Below are 19,809 nucleotides of genomic sequence, written 5' to 3' on the forward strand. Positions count from 1 at the left end.
GGTGCCGGTGAATCTAATTGTGGTGATTCGCTGGAAACACACCCGGAGGTAGTGCCGTGGGAACGTCGGTGTGGGATTACCTGGCCGAGTACGAGGCCGAGCGCGACGACATCCTCGACGCGGTGGACAGCGTCTTCCGGTCCGGCCGGCTGGTCCTCGGCGAGAGCGTCGCGGGGTTCGAGGCAGACTTCGCCGCCTACCACGGCACGCGGCACTGCGTCGGTGTCGACAACGGGACGAACGCGCTCGTGCTCGCGCTCAGGGCCCTGCAGGTCGGGCCGGGCGACGAGGTGATCACCGTGTCGAACACCGCGGCACCGACCGTGGTCGCCATCGACTCCGTGGGCGCCACCCCGGTGTTCGTCGACGTGCGCCCGTCGGACTACCTGATGGACGTGAGTCAGGTGGCCGCCGCCATCACCCCGCGCACGAAGTGCCTGCTGCCCGTGCACCTCTACGGCCAGTGCGTGGACATGGCGCCACTGCAGGAGTTGGCGCAGGCGCACGGCATCCCGATCCTGGAGGACGTCGCCCAGGCGCACGGCGCCCGCCACCACGGCCGGATCGCCGGCAGCATCGGTGAGGCGGCGGCGTTCTCCTTCTACCCCACCAAGGTCCTCGGTGCCTACGGCGACGGCGGCGCGGTGATCACCCCGGACGACAAGGTCGAGGAACGGCTGCGGCGGTTGCGCTACTACGGCATGGCCGAGCGCTACTACGTCGTGGAGACCCCAGGCCACAACAGCCGTCTCGACGAGGTGCACGCGGAGATCCTGCGCCGCAAGCTCCGCCGCCTCGACACCTACGTCGCGGGGCGGCAGGCCGTCGCGCGGCGGTACGCGGAAGGCCTGGGGGACACCGAACTGGTGCTGCCGCACGTCGCGGACGGCAACGAGCACGTCTACTACGTCTACGTGGTCCGCCACCCAGACCGGGACCGGATCATCGAGGAGCTCAGGGCCCGCGACATCTTCCTCAACATCAGCTACCCGTGGCCCGTCCACACGATGACCGGCTTCGACCACCTCGGCTACGCGCCGGGCTCGTTGCCGGTGACCGAGGCGCTGGCCAAGCAGATCTTCTCGCTGCCGATGTACCCCTCGCTCGACCCGGCCGTGCAGGACGAGGTCATCGACGCGCTGCGGGAGGTGCTCCGATGACGGACATCGTCACGCAGATCGCGTTGTCCGCGCACGACGTCGAGGGCGGGCACCTCGACCTGCCGGACTTCCACCGCTGGTTCACCGGGCTCGCCGAGCGGTGCTTCACGGACACCCGGCGGATCCCGCTGGACGCCCTCGACGGCTGGCACACCCTGCCGGGCAGCGGCGACATCGTGCACGCCAGCGGGAAGTTCTTCACCGTCAACGGTCTCGACGTCGCCATGCCCGGCAACGCCGTCCCGCACTGGACCCAGCCGATCATCAACCAGCCCGAGGTCGGCATCCTCGGGATCCTGGTGAAGGAGTTCGACGGACGGCTGCACCTGCTGATGCAGGCGAAGCCGGAACCGGGCAACCCCAACGGTCTGCAGCTCTCGCCGACCGTGCAGGCCACCCGCAGCAACTACACGCGGGTGCACGGTGGCCAGGACGTGCCCTACCTCGACTACTTCCGCGACACGTCCCGGCACACCGTGGTCGCCGACGTGCGGCAGTCCGAGCAGGGCGCGTGGTTCTACCAGAAGCGCAACCGGAACATGATCGTGTCGGTGAGCGAGGACGTCGAGCTGCTGGACGGGTTCTGCTGGCTCACCCTCGGCCAAGTGCACCGGCTGCTGCTCGTCGACGACCTGATCAACATGGACGCGCGGACCGTCCTGTCCTGCCTGCCGTTCACCGGCGCCGGCGAGCTCTCCGGTGCGGGCGACGGATTCCGGGACGTGGTGGCCCGGTCGTGCGGGCCCGCCGTGCCGGGCGTGCACAGCGAGGACGAGATCCTGCGGTGGATCACGGACGTGCGGGTGCGCACCGAGCTGAGCACCCGGTTGATCCCGTTGCACGAGGTGCGGCAGTGGCACCGCACCGAGTACGCGATCACGCACGAGACCGGCAGGTTCTTCGACGTGATGGCGGTCGAGGTGCGGGCGAGCGGACGCGAGGTGCGCACGTGGACGCAGCCGATGATCGAGCCGTTCGGCACCGGGCTCGCCGCGTTGCTGGTGCGCCGGATCGACGGCGTGCTGCACGCGTTCGTGCGCGCGAGCGCCGAACCGGGCTTCCTCGACGTGGCCGAGCTCTCCCCGACGGTGCAGTGCACGCCGGAGAACTTCGACGTCCTGCCCGCGGCGGCCCGTCCGCCCTTCCTCGACCTGGTGCTGCGCGCCCCGGCGTCCTCGATCCGGTTCGACGCGGTGCTCTCGGAGGAGGGCGGCAGGTTCTTCCACCCGCGCACGCGGTACGTGATCATCGAGGTGGACGACGACCTGGAGCACCCCGACTTCCGCTGGGTGGTGCCGCACCAGCTCGTGGGTCTGTTGCGGCACAGCCACTACGTCAACGTCCAGGCGCGGACGCTGGTGGCGTGCCTGCACAGCCTCACCTCGTGAGCAGTTCGCGCGGCAGGTCGTCGCGGCCCGCGATCGAGAGCTTGCGGTAGACGCGGGTGAGGTGCTGCTCGACGGTGCTGACGGTCACGTACAGCCGGCGGGCGATCTCGCGGTTGCCGTGCCCCGCGGCGGCGAGCGCGGCGACCTTGCGTTCCGCGGCACTGAGCGCCCCGTCCTCCGCGGCCGGCTCGCCGGGAAGTCCTGACTCCCGGCGGGCCCTGCGGCCGAGCAGCCGGGCGTCGGCCAGCGCACCCCGTTCGCTCCGGTCGTGGGCGAGATCGGCGAGCGCGCGGGACAGTTCGAGGTGGTCACCGGCGTGCTCGAGCCCGCGCACCGCGTCGTGCAGCAGCCTCGACCGGTCCGCGCCGGACGAGATCCGGGCGAGCAGCCGCACCGCGACCCCGGTCGTCCGAGGGTCCGTCGTGGCCGCGATCTCCTCCTCCAGCAGCGTTCTCGCCCAGCCGGGCTGCCCGAGTTCGATCCTCGCCGCGGCCTCGCCCAGCCGGTCTGCGCACGCCGTGAAGTCGTCGAGGGCCGCGTGGGGCCGGCCCAGCGCGAGGTGGTGGTGGCCCCGGGCCCGCAGGTACCCGGGCCAGAAAGCGCTGCGGGACAGGGCATCGGGCACGCGGTGAGCGCGGGATTCCCGGCCGAGGGCGGCGTCGGCGAGCAGCGCGAACTGGAGCGGGAACCCGAGGGCGGCGCCCCAGCCGTCCGGGCTCAGACCGCCGAGCGCGGACCTGGCGGACGCGGCGGTGGCCAGGACGTCGCCCCGCCGCCAGGAGTCCTCGGCCCGGACCGCGTCGAGCAACGCCCTCAGAGTGCCCTCGGCTTCGTTCGCGATCCTCGCCTGCCAGCGATCGGTTCTGACCAGTCGCAGCGCCTGGGCCAGCGCCTCGGGGGCGGTGTCCGGCCCGCGCTGGCGCAGCACGGCCTCGGGGTCGACCGCCTGAAGTGGCCGGCCTGTCAGGAACTCGTGGCACAGGGACAGTTCCGCCGTGCACCGGCTGATCGCGGGGGAGAAGTCGCCCTGCCACCACCTCGCGCGCACCACCACGGGATCGTCGGAGGTGCAGGGGAGCAGAGTCCGTGCCGCTGCCGCCGGATCGGTGCGCCACTGGGCCCTGCCGAGGTCGACGCGCACGGCCTCGTCCTCGCCGGCCCTCAACGCGAGCCGCAGGCAGTCGACGGCGAACGCGGAGGCGGCGGTGCGTGCCGCCCGGCGCAGCAACGGGATTCCGCCGGTGAGGTCGTCGACCGCCTGGGCGGCGACGCAGTGTTCGGCGACGTCGACGTCCGGAGCGCCGGCGTCGTGCAGCAAGGCCGCCGCACGGCGACGCAGGTCCGCGACCTGCGCGGGTGGGAGTGCGCCGAGCAGGATCTCCTCCGCGCCGGGAAGGACGAACCCGGTGCCGTCGTGTAGCCCGCTGTCCGTGAGCGTGACGACGTCCTGCGGGTGCCGGTTCGTGAGGGCACCGAGGTGGGCGCGGTGGCGGCCGAGCACCGCGAGTCCACACGCGACCTCGAACAGGTCGTTGTCGCGCACCAGGTCCAGGAACGTTCGCCGGGTCACGGGACCGACCTCGCCGCCGTCAGCGCGCGCTGCGGCCAGCAGCGCCGGGTTGCCGGTGGACAACGGCCGCAACCAGATCTGGTGCCAGGTCGACAACTCGACGCGGTGCGGGGAGTCCGTCGCCGCGTGCGTCACGACGACGCGGATGTTCGGAAACCGGCGCAACCACACCAGGAACGCGACGGACTCGGGATCGGCGTGCTGCACGTCGTCGACCACGACGAGCGTCGGCCGGGTGCGGGAGAGGTGCGGCGCCAGCTGGTTCGCGATGCCGTGCGGAACCGACCGTTCGGACCGGACGGCGGTGGCGGCCGCCACCCGTGCCGTCGTCCGGTCGAGAGCCGCGCGCACCAAGGAGGTGCGGCCGCACCCGAGGCCGCCGCTGACGACGACCTGAGGTGGACCGGACAGCACGGCCCGCAGCGCCGCGTCTCGTTCGAGTAGAGGGTGAGAATCCGTGCCCCGCCGGGAATCCCCGTTCGACCGGCGGGGCACGGATCGGGTCAGGCGTTGATCGGGGTGTTCTGGTACGCGGCGATCAGCCATCGGCCGTCCTGCCTGGCCAGCACCCAGGTCGCCCTGATCGCGCGTTCCGGCGCGACCGCCGTGTCGCCGGGCGCGAGCACACCGCCCTGCGTGACGATCACGCCGGCGTCCTCACCGAGGTAGCGCGCGTCGAGCGGTTCGCCGAACACGCGCGTGCCCTGGTAGGGGCCGCCGAACGCCTGCGTCATGAACCCGCGGATGCCGTCCCGGCCGCGCAGGAAGATGTCGTTCGGCAGGATCAGGGTGGCGTCCTCGGTGAACAGCTCGCTGAACGCCGCGCCGTCGTTGGTGGCCCAGGTCTCGATCATCTTGGTGGGCAGCTCGTGCATCTGCGCCGCACCGAGTTCGGTGATCGACATGGTGTGTCCCTTCCCGTTCGATCAGAGGTAGTCGGTGTTCGGTTCGAGGCCGCAGAGCACTCGCCCGTACAGCTCGTAGTTGGTGTTGGGGTGCATGAGGGCGTGCATGTTGAGTGCCTGGACGTCGCGCAGGATCCGCTGGATGGGCACGGTGTTGTAGAGCGAGGAACCGCCGCTCGCGGTCGCCAGCACCTCCACCGCCTGCTTCGACAGGTCGAACACGCGGCCGAGCGCCACCCGTGCGCGGGCGCGTTCGTGGATCGACCACGGCTCGTCGGCCTGCCGCGCGTCGATGTGCTCGGCGAGCCGGGTGGCCTGAAAGGTCGCCTCGTCGATCTTCATGGCGGCCTCGGCGACCTGCAGGTGCGTGATCGGGGCCTCGCGCTGGCTCTCGTACTTCGTGTAGGTGATCTTGCGGTTGGGCAGGCGGTCGAAGAAGTTCTCCCTGGCGGCGTTGGCGAGGCCGATCGCCGCGCCGGTGAACGTCGCCGAGCCCGTCACCATCAGCGGCGCGCGGAACATCGGCGCGCCGGCGTTGGCCTGCGAGGCGTACTGGCCCTGCAGCACCATGATCAGCGGCAGCACGCGTTCCGCCGGGACGAACACGTCCTCCGCGACGGTCGTGACGCTGCCGGTGCCGCGCAGGCCGTACGGGTGCCAGTCGTCCACGATGCCGAGGTCCGACATGGGCACGACGGCCATCAACGGCCAGAGGCTGCTGCCGTCGGGCGTGGGCCCCATCGCGAGCACGACCTGCCACTTGCTGTGCAACGCGTTGCTGACGAACTGCCAGCCGCCCTTGATCACCACGCCGCCGTCGCGCGGGGTGGCCATCGCCGTCGGGCTGAGCACCGAGCACACCCGCGAGTCGGGGTCGGCGAAGACCTCGTCCTGCACGGCGTCCGGGAAGAGACCGGCGAGCCAGCAGCTCACCGCGTTCACCGCGACGTTCCAGGCCGCCGACCCGTCGCCGAGGCCGAGCTGGCTGATCGCCTCGAACGTCGTGGTGGCGTCGGTCTCCAGACCGCCGTACCGGGTGGGCACGCGCATCCGGTAGAGCCCGGCCTCGGTCAGAGCGTCCACCACGTCGTCGTGGAGGCGGCGGTTGTCCTCGTGCCACAGCGCGTGCGACTGCAACAGCGGAACGAGTTTCGAGGCGTTCTGCACGAATTCCGTGCTCGACTGGGAGTTCAACCTGTCCTCCGAAAAGTGTGTGTGGAAAGTCCCGCTGCACGATCCTGACAGCGAGTGGCGGCAGAACGCTTCTCTGGAATTGCAGAATTGTTCGCGCAACCTGCGCAATCTGGAAGAAGCGACCCGGCAGCACGCCCAGTAACGTCCGCCAGGCTGTTCACCTCCCTGGACGGAGCCGGCACATGACGACTCATGCCGGGGCGCGGTCGGCGCCCGGCTCACTCAACGACCGATGGCACCGCGTCGCGCTCAACCTCTTCGCATTCGTGGTGCTCGCGCACTGGGCCGAGCACATCGTGCAGGCCATTCAGGTGTTCGTGCTGGGCTGGCCGCGCCCGCAGGCCGGCGGTGTGCTCGGCCTGTGGATTCCGTGGCTGGTGACGTCCGAATGGATGCACTACGGCTACGCGATCATCATGCTGATCGGGTTCTTCGTACTGGCTCCAGGATTCACGGGCCGCGCGAAGAAATGGTGGAAAATCGCTCTGTGGATCCAGTTCTGGCATCACATCGAGCATTTCCTGCTGCTGGTTCAGGCGTTGACCGGACGAAACCTGCTCGGTGGCCCGGTGCCGGTCAGCATTCTGCAGCTGGTGTTGCCGCGCGTGGAGCTGCACCTGTTCTACAACTTCGTCGTGTTCGTGCCGATGGTGGTCGCCATGTACTTCCACATGAGGCCCTCGCCGCAGGACCGGGCCGAGATGCGCTGCACCTGCGCGGTCGGAGCGGCGGCCTGACGTGCACGACCACGGCTCGACGGTGCCGGTGCTGTTCGGGCCGGTGCTGCTCTACCTGATCGGCTACCTGTCGGTGCCGGCGGTGGCGGGGTTCGCGCTCATGCGGATCGTGACGCCGCCGCCGCGCCGGAGTGACGCGCTGCTGGTGACCGGGGCGTCGATCACGACGTTCGTCGTGGCGATGCTGCTCTTCCCCTCGTTCGCGTTGCCACCGCAGGCGATCGTGGCGCTGCTCGCCGCGGGCATCGTCCCGTTCGTGCTCTGGTGGCGGGCACCGCACCTGATCGCCCGGGTCGTGCTCGTGGCGCCGTGGCTGGTGGCCGCGGCGTTCGTGACGGCGGTGCTCCGCGCTCCCGTCGACCAGCCCGGTGGCTTCATCGCGGCGTTGACCGCGGTGTCGTGGCTGACGTTCTGCGTGCCGAGAACACGCGCCGGCCGCGTCGTGTTGCGGGGGGCGGCGGGAACTCTCGCGCTGGCGGTCACGGCGTTCACGGCGTCGGTGGCGGCAGGTGGCTCGCTGTAGCGGGCAACCGGCAGTTTGATCCACCACATGGGTGGCATGCATTTGTACGCCGATGTTCCTCCATGCCCGCACTGCTAGCTTTTCGGCGAAATTTCCGGTCTGTCCCGTACTGTGCACATAGGGGTGGTCTTGCTTATTCCAACCGAGCCGATCGGCAGCATTCCCCGTTCCCCCGAACTCGTCAGGGGATTGTCCGGGTTCGCTTCCGGCCAGGTGAGCCGGGCCGAGGTCGACGCCCTGACGCAGCAGGCGATCGCCGACACCGTGCAGCGTTTCGAGGCCACCGGATCTCCTGTCGTCACCGACGGCGAACAGGCGAAGTCGAGTTTCGCGACCTACCCCCTCGACGGCGCCACGGCATTGGCCGGTGACGGTGCGGTCATTCCGTTCGCCGATGGGCACACCCGCCAACTCCCACGCCTTACCGGCGGTCCTTTCCGCTATGCGTCGTTCGCCGAGACGTACTTCCGCGGGGTTTCGCAGCACACGGATCTGCCGGTCAAACAGGCGGTGATCGCCCCGTCCGCGCTGAGCCTGCTCTACCCGGCCGACGGGATCGCCGGCTATTCGCGCGAGGAGTTCATCGCCGACCTCGTCGACCAGAGCGAGGCCGACATCCGGCGTTGTCTCGACGCTGGTGCCGACTCCGTCCAACTGGACTTCACCGAGGGCCGGTTGTCGCTCAAACTCGACCCGAGCCGAGGCCTGCTGCGCAGTTTCGTGGAGCTCAACAACCAGGTCCTCGACCGGTTCACCGACGAGGAACGCGCCCGCATCGGCGTGCACACCTGCCCCGGTGGTGACCAGGACTCGACCCACAGCCTCGACATCGACTACGCCGAACTGCTGCCCGACCTCTTCGCGTTGCACGCGGGCCGCTTCTACCTCCAGCTGGCCAGCGAGCCCGACCGCGAACGGGTCCTGCGGATCATCAGCGAGCACGCCCCGGCCGACGCGCGGCTGTTCGTCGGCGTGATCGACCCCATCGACCCGCAGGTCGAGACGCCGGAGGTGGTCCGCGACCGCGTGCTGGAGGCGGCCCGCTTCCTGCCCGCCGACCGCCTGGGCACCTGCGACGACTGCGGGTTCTCGCCGTTCGCCGACGACACCTCGACCTCGCGCGACACCGCGTTCGCCAAGATCGCCGCTCGGGTGCGGGGCACCGCCCTGGCGAGGGAAGCGCTCGGCGTCTGAACCGTGATCGACCTAGTGGTGCGTCTCGGAACGTCGGCGAGGTAATCGGCACTCGGCAGGGCGCCTCGCGGCACCGCCCCCACGCCCCCGTACCACCAGTACGAGGACGTGGGGGCGGCACCACGATGCACCCGTCTGACCGCGCATTCCCCCGGCAACGTTCCGAGCCACACCACCAGCACGACCAGGCGACGCCCGGTCGAACGAACAGGAGTGACGACCAGGGTGCGATTCTCCGACAGATCTCGGCGAGTGGTCATCGTCGGAGCGGGACTCGGTGGCACCGCCACCGCCGTGCGGCTCCTGCGTTTCGCCCGGGAACCACTGCAGGTCGTGCTGGTCGAGCGCACCCCGGAACACCGCAACGCGGGGGTTGCCTACCACCCGGCGGGCAACCCCTGGCACCACGTCTTCAACATCCAGGCCGGGCGGATGTCGATGTTCCGCGAGGACGTCGACGACTTCGTGGCGTGGGCCAACACCGACGCGGACCGCACCGGCTGGCCCGCGCAGTGGCGGGACGTCACGTTCACCGAGTCCGGGCCCGCGCCGCGCCGGATCTACGCCGACTACCTCGCCGACCGCCTCGCCGAAGCCGCCCGCGAGGCGTCGGCGGGCGTGACGCTGGCCGAGGTCGACGGCGAGGCGGTCGAGGTGGTGGTCGACGCCGGTGACGTGCACGTCGTCGTGGAGAACTCCGCTCTGCCAAGGGATTCCACGACACCCGACGCGTCCCTTGTGCGCCTCCGGGCCGACCACCTGATCGTGGCGACAGGGCTGGAGCAGCGGGCACATCCGTTCGCGGCCGAGGTGCTCGACCACCCGTCGTTCGTCCGGCAGCCGTACTCCGCCGCGGGAGTCGAGAGCGTGCAGGGGGTGCGGCCGGACGCCGTCGTCGCGATCATCGGCTCGCTGCTCACCGGGTACGACTCGGCGGCCCTGCTGCTGCGCCGGGGCCACACCGGGAAGATCCACATGATCTCGCGGTCCGGCCTGACGATCCGCACCTATCCGCCGGATCACCGCCACCAGGTCCTCGACCTGCCGCCGCCGAGGTTGAGCGGGGACTACGAGGGCCCCGGTGATCTCGTCCGGCGGGTGAAGGAGGAATGGGACCAGGCCTGCGCCCTCGTCGCCGAGAAGCACCCCGACGTGGCACCGGTGGTGGTGACCGAACGGGTCGCCAAGTCGTGGGAACCCCATCTGCCCCCGCTCCTGCACTGCGTGCCGACAGCCGATCTGCGCATGCTCCTCGACGGCTACGGCAGCGTGCTGGCCACTCTGCGGGTGAGCGCGGTGGCGTACACGACCGAGGTGGTCGACGCGGCGATGACCGAGGACGGGCAGATCAGCCTCGCCACCGGGACGGTGACCCGCATCGACGCCACCGGGAACGGCACGCTGGCGCTGACGGTGTCCACACCGGACACCGCGCGGACCGTCGAGGCGGATCTCGTGATCTCGAACTTCGGCCGGGAGCCGGACTACGAGCGAGCCGGGTCGGCGCTCTGGACGAACCTGCTCGAGAACGGCCTCGCCGTGCGGCACGGGCGCACCGGGCGCGGGGTGGAGGTGGACGAGACCGGTGTCCTGCTCGGCCCGTCCGGTCTGCCGTCCGGCCCGATCTCCGTGGTCGGCGGTCCCCGGGAGGGCGACGAGATCGTGCGGTACGGCCGCATCGGCGCGTTCGCGTTCAACCTGGCCGCCATCAAGAACCACTCGGTCGGCGTCGCCGCGGACGTCGTGCGGCGGCTCGAGTCCTGCTACGACGACGACCAGATCGTTGACGTGACAGCAGATCCGGCCACACCGGCGTTCGCCTGCGCGGTCTCGCTCGAAGCTCGCAGGATGGCCGCACGACGCCGGCACGACCGCGAGGAACTGGCGCACCACCTCGACGACAGCCTGGCGGACGCGCGAGAAGCCCTGGGAGACAACCGACCCACGACGGCCACCCTCCGGTTCGCGGTGAACACGGCGGCCACCACGAAGCTCAACGACCTGTCGGTGACACCGAGGGAACTCCGTTCCTTGCTGCGACTGGACGAACCGGCCACGCCTGCGGGCTGACGTGTGCGGGCACCGGGCATTCCGGAAGATGCAGGCCCGGTTTGGCGACTGCCATCCTCGAATTGATCTGGACCGTGCCGTCAACGCGCTGTCACCGCGCCGCGGCACACCGGCTGGGATGGGTGGAAGGAAGCCTGTGAACCTTCACGAAACACGCGCGGACGTACTGGTCGGCGGACCGCTGAAAACCGTCCGCGGCACCTGCAACCGAACCGGAAAGCCCGTTCACGGCGCCGTTCTGCTGACCGCTGAGCTCGGCCCGAACCTCTACGACGCCATCCTGGCCTCTGCGGCGGTGATCTGCGCACGCGGCGGCCGGACCGGCCACATGCAGTCGCTCTGCCGCTCCCGCGGCATTCCCGTCCTGCGCGTCGACCCGCACGACCTGGACGCGCTCACCGGCGACGTCACCATCAGCCTCGACCGCGGCGTGATCGTCCACGGCGACACGGTCCACGTCCCGCAGCAGGCGGGCCCCCCGGCTTCCGGCCTGAACGACGTCGAGTCGATCTGCGTGGTCATCGCCGACGCATCGGACATCCGTTCGACCAACGACCTCACCCCGCACGTCGAAAGCTACTTCATCCGCGAGGAGTTCCTGTGCCTCAGTGCGGGCCTGAGCCCGGTGGACGCCCTGCGCGCCGGCCCCCGCGAAGCCGAACGCTACGGCCGCGCCGTAGCCGCGGAACTGCACTCGATGGTGAAGGAACTCCTGCCACACCAACGACTGGTCATGAGACTGCTCGACCTCCGCTCCGACGACGCCGCTCGCATGACCGCGCGAAGCCAGGTGGACGCGGAGCCCAACCCCGAGATGGGCCTGCACGGAGCCCGCTGGCTGCTGGCCGAACGCCACTACCCGGCGGCGTTCCGAGCGTTGCGCGCCCACGTGGCCGACCACTTCGGCACGGCCGCCGACCGCCTGAGCTTCGCCGTGCCGTTCATCAACGACAGCACCGAGTTCCTCCGCCTGCGCCTGCACCTGGGCCTGACCACCGACACCCCGCTCGGGGTGTTCGTGGAGACCCCGGCCGCAGTGCACTCCGCCGCCGGCTTCTGCGCCGCCGGTGCCAGCGAACTGTTCGTGGGCACCAAGGACCTCATCCAGTTCTACCTGGCGGCCGACCGCGGCAACCACCGCGTCGCGGACACCTACCAGACCCGCCACCCGGCCGTGCTCGCGGCGCTGCGCGAGATCGTCGAGTCGGGCCGCGCCTCGAAGGTGCCGGTGCACGTGTTCGCCCTCGGTGCCGACGTGGACCACTACCTGCGTCATCTCCCGGCCCGGCGACTCATGATGTGCAACGCCGAACTCCGGCAGTCCGCCGGGCCGGTGCAACTCCCGGCCTGACCCCGAGGCAGCGCGAAAGTCTTGCGACACAAGATCAGGATTCTGCTAGACAGCCCTGGTGGAACGACGTGAACTCAGCGCTCTCGCGCACGCAGACCATCCGATTTCGGCTCCACTGAGCGACAGCACGGTGGAACACCTCCTCCACCGGGCCATCCGCGGGCAGCACGACCACCTGCTCGATCTGGGCTGCGGCGACGGCACCTGGTTGCTCCGCGCGCTGCAGAAGCACAGCGGCGCAACAGCTGTAGGCGTCGACATCTCCGGCGAGGGCTTCGACGCCGTCCTCGCCGAGGCCGCCCGGCGAGGTCTGGCAGATCGGCTCGAACTGCGCCGCGAGGACGTCACGAAGTACCAGTCGTCCAGGAAGGCCGACCTGGTGCTCAGCGTGGGAGCCGCCTACGCGTACGGCGGGCTGCTCCCCACGCTGAACGCCGCCCGGGAGCATCTGACCGAAGACGGGATGCTCCTGCTCGGCGACTGCTTCTGGGAGCACGAGCCCACTCCTGAGGTCCGGGCGCAGCAGGAGATCGGTCCGCAGAAGTTCGCGGATCTCCCGACCACCGTGGCCCAGGTCGTCGCCGACGGATGGACACCGGTCTACGGGTACGTCAGCACCTTGGCGGAGTGGGACGAGTACGAGTGGTGCTGGACCGGCACGCTCGCCCAGTGGGCGCTCGACAATCCCGAACACCCGTCCAGCGACCTCGCCGCTCGGATGGCGGCGGACCACCGCACCGACTGGCTGGGCGGCTACCGCGGTTTCCTCGGGTTCGTCGTTCTCCTGCTGCGGCGCACACCTCCGGCGTGAGCCGAGCGGGGCTGCTGACCGCGCACTCGACGTCGTGGCGACCTGACTAGCCCCGGGGTTCGTCCTCCAGCGTGGCGACCTGGTCCGGGTCTTCCGGTGCGGGCATGTGGCGGATGCTGTCACTGCCCTTGTGGTCGTGGGCGCGGGAGTACCGGGAGTCCAGCACCCGTCCCAGCTTGTGCGCCGCTCCGGCGTAGGCGTCGTCCACAGTGGTCGCGTGGTGGGTGACCGCGACCGGCTGCTTGCCTCCCGGCCGTGCCTCGATGACGCACTTCTTGTCCTCCGGCTTGCTGCCCCCGTCCTCGCTGAGGTGCACCTCCACGCGGGTCAGCCAGCCGCTGAATCGGGACAGGCCGTTCTCCAGGTCGGTGGTCACATAGGTGGCCAGCCGTTCGCCACCGTGGATGTTGTGGTCGGTGTTGACCTGGATCTGCATGAGCACCCTCCGGAACGGGACAGAAATGGTCCTGATCGATACCACTGGAGCGGCCGGTTCAAACAAGGCAGTGATCATCGCGGGGGTCCGGACAGAAACGAAAAGGATCTGTTTCGTAATAGGGTAGGGTGGGATGCATGACCACAGCAGACGGACCCACGGCCGTGTCCGGCGTGATCGTGGTCGGCGCCGGGATGTCCGGGCTGATCGCCGCGCGTGACCTGCGTCGCGCGGGCGTCGACGTGCTCGTGCTGGAGGCCGCGGACCGCGTCGGAGGCCGGGCGATGGCCGAGACGACCGCCCTCGGGTCGCGACTCGACCTCGGTGGCCAGTGGATCGGCCACGACCACCACCGGATCATCGCCCTCGCCGCCGAGCTCGGTGCCACCCAATACCCGATGCACACGGGGCTGTTGCCGACGATGATCGAGCACGGCCGCCCGGTGCGGCTGACGTCGGTGCTTCCCGCGGTGCTCGCCCTGGCAGGGTTGGGCGCGCTGAGCCTGACCGGTACCCACGGCCACTGGAACACCACGACCGTCGCCGAATGGCTGCGGCACCTGCCCGGCGCCACCACGCGCCGCCTGCTCGAGGTCGTCGCGGGGATCTCGTGGACGGCGGACCTCGACCAGTACTCGGTGCACGCGATGGTCGAGATGATCCGGCGCCAGGGCGGCCTGCCGACGATCCTGTCGACCAAGGGCGGCGCGCAGGAATCCCTGCTGGTGGAAGGAATCGGCACGCTCACCGACCGCCTGGCGGCCGACCTCGGGGACCGGGTCCGCACCGGCCACCGCGTCACCGCGATCTCCCGCGGGGATGGCGGTGTCACCGTGACCACGACCGCCGGCACCTTCACCGCGGCGAAGGTCGTGATCACCGTGCCGCCACCCGTCGCCGCCCGGATCGAACACTCGCCGTCGCTTCCTCCCGAACGGATCTCGTTGCAGGACAACACCTGCATGGGATCGGTCCACAAGGCGATCGCGGTCTACGACTCGCCGTTCTGGCGCGAACGCCGGCGAGGTGAGTTCGTGGTGCTCGACTCGCCGGGCCGAGCGGTGTTCGACTCCTCGCCGCCGGACGGGCCCGGTCACCTGTGCACGCTCGTCTCCGGTCCCGAGGCCCGGGCGCTCGACGACCTCGCACCGGACGCGCGCAGGAAGGCGTTGCTCGACCCGTTGATCCCGCTCCTGGGGGCCGGCATCGCGGATCCGGTGGGGTGGCACGAGAAGGCGTGGCACCGCGACGAGCACGTCGGCGGCGGTTACCTCGCGTTGCCGCTGCCGGGCACCACCGGGGGAATCGTGCCGATGGCGCACTCGCCGGTCGGCGACCTGCACTGGGCGGGCACGGAGACCGCCGACGACCATCCCGGTTACCTGGAGGGCGCGATCGCGTCCGGCGAGCGCGTCGCGAAGGAGATCATCGCGGTGCTGTCCCGCTGAACCGCGCGGGCTCACCTCGTCGTCATGGTTTGCGGACGGCGACCTGACAATTTCCCGACATTCGCGTCCTAGCGTCGCGTCACATGCGACTTCCTATCGCGTTGACGAGCGTCGTGGCGACGGCCGCGGCGTTGGTGGCGGTGGCCGGTTCCGGTGCCGCGGCTGACGGTCCGGTGGTCACCTACGAGGACGTACTTCCTCACCTGCAGAAGTTCCAGTCGATCGCCGATCAGCACGGCGGGAACAGGGCGCACGGCACGCCGGGGTTCAAGGCGTCACTCGACCACGTGAAGTCCACACTGGACACAGCGGGGTTCGTGACGCGGGTGGACTCGTTCGAGCAGGACGGTGCGCCGGGGTACAACCTCGTGGCGGACTGGCCGGGCGGGGACGAGAACCACGTGGTGATGCTCGGCGCCCATCTCGACAGCGTGCCGGACGGGCCGGGGATGAACGACAACGCCTCGGGATCCGCCGGTGTGCTGGCCACCGCGCTCACGGTCGCGAAAGAGCGCCCGCAGACCGGCAGGCACGTGCGGTTCGCGTGGTGGGGTGCGGAGGAGACCGGGCTCAACGGGTCCAGGCACTACGTCGACGGCTCGTCCGCCGCGGATCTGGCGAAGATCGACGTCTACCTCAACTTCGACATGGCCGCGACCCGTGACGAGGACCAGTACTTCAACCTCGACGCGGGCAGCGCCGAGGCGACGGAGGCGTTTCGGACGTACCTGGGCGAGCACGGCAAGCAGACCTTCGAGGTCGGCGGCGGCGAGGGTTCCGACAACTGGCCCTTCCAGCAGAAGGGGGTGCCGGTCGGAGGCTTCGCGACCGGGCTCGACGCCTGCTACCACAAGGCGTGCGACAACCTCGCCAACATCGATCCGGCCGTGCAGACGCTGAGCACGAACGCGATGATCAACGCCTTGTGGCAGTTGAAGAATCTCCCGGCGCAGGACATGTCGGGCGTGGGTGATCCCTACTTCCCGAAGGACGGGAACGCGGGGTACGACGTCGAGCACTACGACGTGAAGCTGCGGTACGACCCGGCGAAGCCCGATCTTCTCACCGGTGACGCGACGATCACCGCGACCGCCACCCAGGACCTCTCGCTGTTCCACCTCGACCTGCTGGGCTTCGACGTCGTCGAGTCCACAGTGGAGGGAAAGCCCGTAGTCACCCGGCGGGAGGACGAGCACGAGCTGGTGCTGACCCCGCAGGACATAGTGCGCAAGGGACAGAAGTTCGTCACCCGGATTCGCTATCAGGGGAAGCCCGCGGGCGCGGGGTGGCATCCGATCGAGGGAGGCGGTTTCGCCGCCTACGGCGAACCGCACTCGGCGACGAGCTGGTTCCCGGCCAACGACCATCCCGGTGACAAGGCCACGTTCGCGCTGACGGCGACCGTGCCGGACGGGTGGAGCGTGATGGGCAACGGTGTACCCGGCGAGACGACCAAGGCCGACGGACACAGCACGTTCCGCTGGCACGAGGACAAGCCGATGGAGACCACGCTGGCGACCGTCGCGGTGGACAGGTTCACCATCCACGAACGCACCGCGGCCGGCGTGCCCGCCTACTTCGGGTACGGCTCCGGCGTGACCGTCCTGCCGGAGTCCGAGGAACTCCTCGACCCGATGCTGACGTTCTTCAGCGAGCTGTACGGGCCGTACCCGTTCTCCAGCACGGGCGCGATCGTCGTGCGTGCCAAGACCGGGCACCCGGCGATCGAGACGCAGAGCCGGCCGACGTTCAACGGCATGATGTTCGACGCGAACATGGCGCACGAGTTCACCCACCAGTGGTTCGGCAACAGCGTCTCGATCGCGGACTGGCGCAACGCCTGCATCAAGGAGTGCGTCGCGCAGTACGCGAACCAGCTCTGGGACGAGCACAACGGCGCCGACCTCGACAAGGGCTTCTACCCGGCGATGTACGAGGAGAGCCACGGGAAGCCGGAGTTCTGGGCGACCCGGCTGTACGACCCCGGACCGGGCAAGGAGCTGGATCCCGCGCTGTACTCCAAGGGGTCCATGATGATGCACGCGTTGCGCAAGGCGATGGGTGACGACAACTTCTTCACCCTGCTCCGCACCTGGATGCAGGACCACCGCTACGGCAACGCCACCTGGCCGCAGTTCGAGGAACTGGCCCAGCGCACAGCAGGGAAAGACCTCAGCGGGTTCTTCCAGGCCTGGGCCCACTCGACCACGGAACCGGAAGAGAAGTACCTGTTCCCCGCAGGCCGCTGAGTCACGAACTCGGCGCGGCGTACCAGGACAGCACGTCCTGGTACGCCGCCCGAGACCTGCTACGAGCCGGCGTAGACCTCGAACTCGTAGATCCGCGCGGCCGTGTTGCCGTTGTTCGTCGGCGTGGTCACGTTGAGCTTCACGTACCGCGCCTGCCGTTGCGTGATCGGGTGGTACGACCGGCTCGCCCGCACCGAGGACGCGGTCACGGCGTTCGTCCAGTTGGTTCCGTCTACGGACGTCTGGATGTTGTACGCACCCGTGTTGAACCCGGTGGTCTCACCGCCGAGGCCCGCGTGCTTCAGCACGAACGACCCGACGTTCTGCGTCGACCCGAGGTCGACCTGCAGGAACTTCGTGCCGGACGCCAGCGAGCACCACTTGCCGGACAGGCTGCCGTCGAACGCCTTCGCCGCCTCCTCGGCCGAGTTGCAGGCCGCGGACGCCGTGGCGGGCTTGCCCTGCGCCAGGTTCGTGCCCAGCGCGGGAGCCGGCGGCGGGGGAGTGAAGCCGTCGTTGAACGAGGGCGGCACGTCCGTGGCGGCGGTTCCCCACGAGCTGGGCGACGAGCCCATCGCGTAGTTCAGCGTCGTGTTGCCCGCGATGTCGCCGTACCGCAGCCAGGACCGGGAGGACGCGACCCCGTTGCGGTTGAACGACTGCACGTACTGCGCGCCGGCTCCGGAGGCGTTGATCTGCAGCACCGCGGAAGGCCTGGTGATCGTCACCGACGGGAACAGCGGGCCGTGCAGCGCGAGCACGTCCGAACCCGGAGTCGGCGGGTACATGCCGAGCGCCGCCCAGACGTACCACGCGGAGGTGGCGCCCAGGTCGTCGTTGCCGGGCAGGCCACCGGCCGCCGTCGTGAACGACTCGGTCATCACGCGCCGCACCGCCGCGCTCGTGCCCTGAGGGTAGGCCGCGTAGTGGTACGCCCACGGCACGCCGTGCTCGGGTTCGTTGCCGATGTAGAAGTACGGCAGGCTCAGGCCACCGTTGAGCTGCGTGAAGTGGTGGTCCAGCCGCTGGATCGCGGTCTTCGGCCCGCCCATCAGGTTGATCAGGCTGCTGAAGTTGTAGGGCACCATCCAGGTGTACTGCGACGCGTTGCCCTCGGTGTAGCCGGACGGGCTCGCCGGCGTGACCGGCCAGGCCCACGAGCCGTCGGCGTTGCGCTTCTGCACGTAGCCCGACTCGGGGTTGTAGACGTTCTGCCACCACTGGGCACGCGTCATGTAGGTGTTGTACTTCGCCGTGTCGCCGACGGCCCGCGCGAACTGGGCGATGGCGAAGTCGGACGCCGAGTACTCCAGCGAGTCCGACGGGTCCTCGGTGACGTAGTGCCGGCTGAGGTAGCCCGCCTGACGGCCGCGCGTCGGCTGGCCCTGGGTGGTGCCGCCGTTGGAACTCTTGTCCATCAACGCCAGCGCGGCGGCGGTGTCGAAGCCGCGCACGCCGAACGCGTAGAGGCTCGACACGACGATCGGACCGGGGTCGCCGGTCATCACGAAGTGCTCGTTGCTGTTGTGCGACCACTTCGGCAGCAACCCGCCCTGTTGCCCGTCCAGCACCATCGACTTGGCTATGTCACTGGATTCCGCTGGTGCGAGCAACGCGATCAGCGACGCCCACGAGCGGTAGATGTCCCAACCCGAGTAGTTCTGGTAGACGGTGTGCGACGCCGTGCGGATGGTCTGGTCGAAGCCGCGGTACTGGCCGTTGACGTCGCTGGCGATGTTCGGGTTCTGGAACACGTGGTACAGCGCCGTGTAGAACTTCTGCAGGTCCGCCGCCGACCCTCCCGACACCTGCGCCTTGTTCAGCACGTCGTTCCACGCGCCGTCGGCAGCGGTCCGCACGCCGGCGAAGTCGAACCCGGAGTTCTCGGCCGCGAGGTTGGCCTGCGCGCCCGCCACGCTGACGAACGAGACGCCGATCTTCAGCTGCACCACGGGGTTCGACGACGTGTCGAACGTGACGTAGCCGCCGGAGTTCACGCCGCTGGTGCTCGCGGACCCGGCGTTCACCGTCCCGCCCAGCCACGTGCCGAAACCCGTCGGCGCGCGGTCGAACTGGATGGCGTAGAAGAGCTGGTAGGTCTTGGACGAGCCGCAGAAGCCGCCGCCGGTGAACGTGCCGGTGAGCTGGCTGCCGTTGATCGCGATCGACCCCGAGCGGTTGCCGGTCGCGCTGCGGCTGCTGTTGACCAGCACCCGTGCGGTGGTGGTCGCCGGGTAGGTGAGCTTCATGAACCCGGTGCGCTTGGTGGCGGTCAACTCGACGCCGGTGCCGTAGTTGTCGAGGCGGTTCTTGTAGTAGCCGGGCGCGGCCGACTCGTTCGCCTTCGTGTAGTTGCCGGCGTAGGAGGTCCAGTTCGTGCCGGGAGAGGTGGGGAAGCCGGTGGTGATCGGGAGGATGCCGAGGTCCTCGTTGTTGGGGCAGCCCGCGCCGTTGAAGTGGGTGAGGCTGAACTCCTCGATCTTGGTGTCGCTGTAGCGGTAGCCGGACGGCGAGGCGGTCGGGGTGTCCGGGCTGAGCTGCACCATGCCGAACGGCACGACGGCGCCGGGGTAGGTGCTGCCGCCCGCGCCGCCCGGGACGGGGTTGGGCGAGTTGGAGTTGTCGGTGCCGATGAACGGGTTCACGTGCTGGGTCAGCGGGATCGGGGCGGCGAGGGCGGGAGTGGCGGTGAAGAGGCCTGCGGTGAGCAGACCGGCGACCATCAGGGGGAGTGAGCGTCTGGCACGTCGGTGCAGGGAGCCGAACATGGACC

At 69.6% G+C, this 19,809-nt stretch carries 16 protein-coding genes; 11 read left to right on the forward strand and 5 right to left on the reverse strand.

All coding sequences use genetic code 11. The features are described 5' to 3' along the window. Nucleotides 1-56: 56 nt before the first annotated feature. Together JNUCC0626_RS06840 and JNUCC0626_RS06845 are read left to right on the forward strand one after the other, a co-directional pair. Nucleotides 57-1,160: a DegT/DnrJ/EryC1/StrS family aminotransferase gene (locus JNUCC0626_RS06840; RefSeq protein WP_394618812.1), complete on the forward strand. Its 1,104-nt coding sequence runs from the start codon at nt 57-59 to the stop codon at nt 1,158-1,160. Continuing rightward, entirely contained in the window at nt 1,157-2,548 is a 1,392-nt protein-coding gene (locus JNUCC0626_RS06845) for an NDP-hexose 2,3-dehydratase family protein (protein ID WP_394618813.1), read from the forward strand. The genes JNUCC0626_RS06840 and JNUCC0626_RS06845 overlap by 4 nt, the downstream gene beginning before the upstream one ends. On the opposite strand, the gene JNUCC0626_RS06850 is transcribed toward JNUCC0626_RS06845, so the two are convergent. Genes JNUCC0626_RS06850 through JNUCC0626_RS06860 form a run of 3 tightly spaced genes read right to left on the reverse strand, consistent with a single transcriptional unit; the run spans nt 2,538 to nt 6,190 of the window. Then, nucleotides 2,538-4,664, reverse strand: coding sequence for a helix-turn-helix transcriptional regulator (locus JNUCC0626_RS06850; RefSeq protein WP_394618814.1), 2,127 nt, complete (start codon nt 4,662-4,664; stop codon nt 2,538-2,540). The genes JNUCC0626_RS06845 and JNUCC0626_RS06850 overlap by 11 nt on opposite strands. Then, nucleotides 4,622-5,023, reverse strand: coding sequence for an SgcJ/EcaC family oxidoreductase (locus JNUCC0626_RS06855; protein ID WP_394618815.1), 402 nt, complete (start codon nt 5,021-5,023; stop codon nt 4,622-4,624). The genes JNUCC0626_RS06850 and JNUCC0626_RS06855 overlap by 43 nt, the downstream gene beginning before the upstream one ends. Nucleotides 5,024-5,044: 21 nt before the next feature. Beyond that, a complete protein-coding gene (locus JNUCC0626_RS06860; protein WP_394618816.1) occupies nt 5,045-6,190 on the reverse strand; it encodes an acyl-CoA dehydrogenase family protein in 1,146 nt (381 codons plus the stop codon). 7 nt (nt 6,191-6,197) lie between these two features. Between JNUCC0626_RS06860 and JNUCC0626_RS06865 the strand changes: the two genes are divergently transcribed. From JNUCC0626_RS06865 to JNUCC0626_RS06895, 7 genes are all read left to right on the forward strand, one after another. Next, nucleotides 6,198-6,359, forward strand: a complete 162-nt coding sequence (locus JNUCC0626_RS06865) for a hypothetical protein (protein ID WP_394618817.1) — start codon at nt 6,198-6,200, stop codon at nt 6,357-6,359. Nucleotides 6,360-6,399: 40 nt separating this feature from the next. After that, nucleotides 6,400-6,954, forward strand: a complete 555-nt coding sequence (locus JNUCC0626_RS06870) for a hypothetical protein (protein WP_394618818.1) — start codon at nt 6,400-6,402, stop codon at nt 6,952-6,954. A gap of 1 nt (nt 6,955) precedes the next feature. Then, nucleotides 6,956-7,477, forward strand: a complete 522-nt coding sequence (locus JNUCC0626_RS06875) for a DUF6239 family natural product biosynthesis protein (protein WP_394618819.1) — start codon at nt 6,956-6,958, stop codon at nt 7,475-7,477. A gap of 129 nt (nt 7,478-7,606) precedes the next feature. Beyond that, on the forward strand, nt 7,607-8,671 hold the full coding sequence (locus JNUCC0626_RS06880; protein WP_394618820.1) for a cobalamin-independent methionine synthase II family protein: 1,065 nt from the start codon (nt 7,607-7,609) through the stop codon (nt 8,669-8,671). 252 nt (nt 8,672-8,923) lie between these two features. Beyond that, nucleotides 8,924-10,741: an FAD/NAD(P)-binding protein gene (locus JNUCC0626_RS06885; protein WP_394618821.1), complete on the forward strand. Its 1,818-nt coding sequence runs from the start codon at nt 8,924-8,926 to the stop codon at nt 10,739-10,741. 136 nt (nt 10,742-10,877) lie between these two features. Further along, the gene (locus JNUCC0626_RS06890) at nt 10,878-12,092 is read left to right on the forward strand and encodes a putative PEP-binding protein (protein ID WP_394618822.1); all 1,215 of its coding nucleotides are present in this window, start codon (nt 10,878-10,880) and stop codon (nt 12,090-12,092) included. A gap of 130 nt (nt 12,093-12,222) precedes the next feature. Beyond that, entirely contained in the window at nt 12,223-12,903 is a 681-nt protein-coding gene (locus JNUCC0626_RS06895; protein WP_394618823.1) for an SAM-dependent methyltransferase, read from the forward strand. A 46-nt stretch (nt 12,904-12,949) separates the two neighbouring features. On the opposite strand, the gene JNUCC0626_RS06900 is transcribed toward JNUCC0626_RS06895, so the two are convergent. Beyond that, complete coding sequence (locus JNUCC0626_RS06900) at nt 12,950-13,339, reverse strand: HPF/RaiA family ribosome-associated protein (protein WP_394618824.1); 390 nt, start codon at nt 13,337-13,339, stop codon at nt 12,950-12,952. Nucleotides 13,340-13,476: 137 nt separating this feature from the next. Between JNUCC0626_RS06900 and JNUCC0626_RS06905 the strand changes: the two genes are divergently transcribed. Continuing rightward, nucleotides 13,477-14,787, forward strand: coding sequence for a flavin monoamine oxidase family protein (locus tag JNUCC0626_RS06905; protein WP_394618825.1), 1,311 nt, complete (start codon nt 13,477-13,479; stop codon nt 14,785-14,787). 83 nt (nt 14,788-14,870) lie between these two features. Continuing rightward, nucleotides 14,871-17,036 carry a M20/M25/M40 family metallo-hydrolase gene (locus JNUCC0626_RS06910; protein WP_394618826.1) on the forward strand — a complete coding sequence of 722 codons (2,166 nt, stop codon included), beginning with the start codon at nt 14,871-14,873 and terminating at the stop codon, nt 17,034-17,036. A gap of 59 nt (nt 17,037-17,095) precedes the next feature. Here the strand turns inward: JNUCC0626_RS06910 and JNUCC0626_RS06915 are convergent, their stop codons facing one another. Then, a complete protein-coding gene (locus tag JNUCC0626_RS06915) occupies nt 17,096-19,804 on the reverse strand; it encodes a GH92 family glycosyl hydrolase (protein ID WP_394618827.1) in 2,709 nt (902 codons plus the stop codon). Nucleotides 19,805-19,809: the final 5 nt, after the last annotated feature.

It is taken from the genome of Lentzea sp. JNUCC 0626 (genome assembly GCF_043632865.1).
Lineage (GTDB): Bacteria > Actinomycetota > Actinomycetes > Mycobacteriales > Pseudonocardiaceae > Lentzea.